The following is a 4465-nucleotide window of genomic DNA, read 5'->3' on the forward strand; positions in this document are numbered from 1 at the left end:
AATCGGAAGCCATCATCCAGAAAAACATGACCCACATCTGCCGGGGACGAACGGTGTTCCTCATCGCTCATCGCCTTTCCACGGTACGGGGGGCAGACTGCATCTTTGTCATTGAAAAAGGCCGGATCATCGAGAGCGGCACCTACCAGGAACTGCTGCGGCAGGGCGGCATCTTCACCCAGCTTCATCAGCATCAGGAGGGCGCCCATGCCTTTGCCTGACAACCTGCTTGGTCTGGGCACCGTCCTTCGCCTCGCCCGGCGGCATCTGGAGGCTTGGCGCTGCGCCTGGCGCGAAGAGAGCCGCCGCAAACCGGAATCGAACATCCCCGGGGGCGAGGTGGAATTTCTGCCCGCGGTGCTCGAAATGCAGCAGGCGCCGCCCTCCCCCATCGGCCGCGCCGTGCTCTGGACCATCATGGCCCTGTTCGCCCTGGGCGCGGTCTGGGCCTGCATCGGCAAAATCGACATTGTCTCCGTCGCCCGCGGCCGCATCGTTCCCGGCGGCTACACCAAAACCATCCAGCCCCTTGAAAGCGGCCTGGTCACCGCCATTCACGTGCGTAACGGGCAACGGGTCACCAAGGGACAGGTATTGATCGATCTCGACCCGACCATCAGCGGCGCCGACCGCGCCCGCATCCGGCAGGAATACGATGCCGCCAGGGTGGATATGGCGCGCCTGCAGGCCCTTCTGCAGAATCGTGCAACCATTCAGCCGTCCATGGACGCCGATCCCGCCTATACGGCGCTGCAGCAACGCCTTCTAAAGGATCAGATGGAAGAGTATCTGGCGCGCATCGCCGCCGCCCGCGAGGTGGTGGCGCAGCGCCAGGCGGCCATCGGCGCCATCGAAGCGGACATCCTGCGCCTTGAACAGATTCTGCCCATGGTCACCCATCGCGCCGAATCCTTCCGCGGCCTTTACGCCCAGGGTTTCGGCTCACGCCTCGAAGCCGATGAAGCCGAGCGGGAACGCATCGAGCGGGTGCAGGAGCTGGCCGCCAGTCGCCGGCGCCATGAACTGGAACAATCCGCCCTGGTGGAAGCCCGACAAAACCTGGCCGCCATCGGCTCCGAGTTTCGCAAGAGCATTCAGAGCCAACTGGCCGATATGGAGAATCGCGCCAAGGCCCTGGCCGAGGAACTGGTCAAGGCTACCCATGCCGACCGACGCCAGCGCCTGACCGCGCCGGTGGACGGCACCGTACAGCAGCTCGCCGTGCATACCATCGGCGGCGTGGTCACCCCGGCGCAACCACTCATGGTCATCGTCCCTGACGAAGACCAACTCGAGGTGGAAGCCTGGGTGGAAAACAAGGATATCGGATTTGTCGCTGTCGGCCAGGCCGCGGAGATCAAGGTCGACGCTTTTCCCTTTACTCGTTACGGCATCATTGACGGCGAACTGGTTACCCTGGCCAAGGATTCCATGCTGATCGAGGAGGTGGGCTATGTCTATACGGCGCGCGTGAAAATGGCGAAGGCGGAAATGCAGGTGGAAAACGGGCGGAAAGTGCGGTTGTCGCCGGGCATGGACGTGGCGGTGGAAATCCGGACCGGCCAAAGACGGCTGATCGAGTTTCTGCTGAGCCCGATTCTCAAAGCTGTTCGGGAGAGTGCGAGGGAGAGGTGACGCTTTTTAACTCAAACAATTCTACCATTTCCAAATTTATAGGTTAAAACCAACAAAACCAAGAGGCGGGGCAAAAATGTCGATAACAGAATATGCATTGGAGTTGAAAAATAAGTTCGAAAAATTGTTAATATGGTTTATCCCTCTATTTTTTTTGTCACAAATATCTTCTTTCTTATCAATTAAAACAGTAGCAATGTTGGCAAATAATATGCAAAATCTACGATCACCAATTGAAAATTATGAAAATGCTATTTTAATATTCGGAATTTTTAAATTTCTCGACAATATTGTGGTTGGCATATGGCTTTTTTTCCAAACAAAGAAGATAAGTTTCAACAAATTACTTTGGCCAATATTTGGATTTATGCAACCATATTTTGCAATTTTGATCTTCATGTCAATTATAATAGTAAAAACATGGTCAGACAACACAATAAAATCCAATAATACGCAAAAAAATTAGCCTCTCATCTACATGAATAGGAGAAAATAATGTCTGATGAATCCATAAACACGGAAAGCAACGATAAAATCAGTGTCTGGGATACACTTAAAGAGATCGTTTCTAATGCTTGGAGCGATTTCAAGGATAATCCAAGAGACAATACCTTGTTACTAATTGGCAAATGGCAAAATAGCTGGAATTTTGAATATGACCCAAAAGAAACAGGCCTCTTTGATGCCATAAGTGAAATGAGGATGGAAACACCTATAAGGAATGCTTATCTTGATACCATTGAAGAGCCACCCGAGAAAAGACTCGAATCCTTTTTAAACAAAATTTATGATTCTACTATTAGAGATCTATTCCTTGATGCTGTATATTACCAACAATGTTATGGAGGAGGGGACCCTAATTATGGAGCTGAATACCTTGACGCATTCAAAACTGCACTGGAACGCAATGAACTGTTAAAACAATATATTGATGCAATCAATGAACCAACCTTGGCTCAAAAATACCCCATAGATTTAGAGCCTCTAAAAGATTTTCTTTCCCTTATTCCAGCCCCCGCCGGCCTCAACGATACCATCCCCAGCAGCCCGTTGATCCTCGACCTCGACGGCGACGGCATCGAAACGGTAGGGCTGGATGCCGGCATTCAGTTCGATCTGAACAACGACGGATTCCGGCAAACCGTTGCCTGGGCCGGTGCCGACGACGGCCTGCTGGCCTTGGATCGGGATGGTGACGGGCGCATCACCGGGGGGTTCGAGCTGTTCGGCAATCATACCTCTTTGCAGAATGGCAAAACCGCCGCCAACGGCTTTCTCGCCCTGGCCGATTTCGACAGCAACAACGATGGTTGGATCGACGCCAATGATGATATCTGGGGCGACCTGCGTATCTGGAGGGATATCAACCAGAACGGCGACAGCGAAGAGGGCGAGCTGTTCACCCTGGACGATCTCGGCGTTGCCCGCCTCAACCTGAACTACGTCAACAGCAATCTCAAAGATGAGCACGGCAACGCCTTCCGCCAGATTGGCAGCTATGAGGATACGGAGGGCAACATCCGGGAGATGGTCGATGTCTGGTTTCAGACCAATCCCACCGTGTCCAGACCTGTGGACGACATCGATGTTCCTGAAAACATCCAACTGCTCCCCGACGCCGCCGGTTACGGCAAGGTACGCTCCCTGCATCAGGCCATGGCCATGGACGACAGCGGCCAATTGCAGAACCTGGTCGAACAGTTTCAAGCCGAAACCGATGCCGCGTCACGCAATGCCCTGCTGCCGCAAATCCTGTTTTTGTGGGCCGGCGGACAGGAATCAAACGTAAGCTATGGAAGCAACGCCTATAAGGACATCATCAATCCGCAGCAGATGGGGGTTCTCGAAGCCTTCTGGGGCGACCGGACCTTCACACGCATCGGCGGGCCCAACCATGCCAACCAACTGGCCGAGCGCTATCAGCAGTTGGAAGACATGGTATTTTACCAACTGATGGCCCAAACCCATCTGCAGGAAATCTTTGAGCTGGTTCCCTTCACCTTCGACGAAACCCGAAATGCCTGGACGGGCGATTTCTGGCTGGCGACGGCAACCATTGCCTTTCAGGCCACAATGGAACCGGAAAAAACATGTGACTTGGTGGATGATTTCATGCGCAGCGTGCGCGGTCTGAATCCCTATACCCTCCACAATGAAGACGATGCCAAACAAGCCTTCGCTGATTTAATCGCGCCGAACATCGCCAGTGAATGGGCACAAAACCTTGGTGAGACGCTGAGTCACTCTTATTTGGGCACAACCGATGGAAATGATGTTCTCACCCTTTCCAAGCCTGCTATCATCCCGGTTTTTGGTGGTGCGGGCAATGATACGATTAAGGGCAGTTCCGGAGCCGACATTCTAGTCGGGGGTGAGGGCGACGACAAACTTTACGGTAACAATGGCGCCGACATCCTGGTCGGCGGATCCGGCAACGATTACCTCAGTGGCGGGCGCGGCAACGATCGCTATCTCTTCGACAAGGGCTGGGGACAGGACACCGTCTACGATTACGACACCACCACCGGAAACATGGACACACTGGTCTTTGGCGAGGGCATCGCTCCGGACGATCTCATCTTCTCCCGCTCCAGCAACGATCTCGTCATCCGCCGCAGCGGCAGTGACGACCAGATTACGGTGCAGCACTATTTCGCCAGTTCTTATTATCGCATCGAGCGCATGGAATTTGCCGATGGGACCGTCTGGGACGAGGCGGCCATCCAACGCCGGCCTCTGTTTGGCGGCGAGGGCGACGACAACCTTACCGGCATCGGTTCCGCCATGACCCTGTACGGGCTGGCCGGCAATGACACTCTCACCGGCGGCA

The 4465-nt window shown here is 54.1% G+C and carries 2 protein-coding genes and 1 pseudogene; all 3 read left to right on the forward strand.

The window, feature by feature from the left end; translation table 11 throughout:
- Nucleotides 1–221: pseudogene (locus JQN68_RS13105) on the forward strand (ATP-binding cassette domain-containing protein); the annotation flags it as partial.
- Nucleotides 208–1635, forward strand: a complete 1428-nt coding sequence (locus JQN68_RS13110) for an HlyD family type I secretion periplasmic adaptor subunit (RefSeq protein ID WP_249621234.1) — start codon at nt 208–210, stop codon at nt 1633–1635. The pseudogene JQN68_RS13105 and the gene JQN68_RS13110, both read left to right, overlap by 14 nt.
- A gap of 495 nt (nt 1636–2130) precedes the next feature.
- The coding region (locus JQN68_RS13115; RefSeq protein WP_283775543.1) for a calcium-binding protein at nt 2131–4465 on the forward strand (2335 nt) is incomplete at its 3' end.

The organism is Desulfuromonas sp. CSMB_57, from assembly GCF_020194955.2.
Lineage (GTDB): Bacteria > Desulfobacterota > Desulfuromonadia > Desulfuromonadales > Syntrophotaleaceae > JAFCIY02.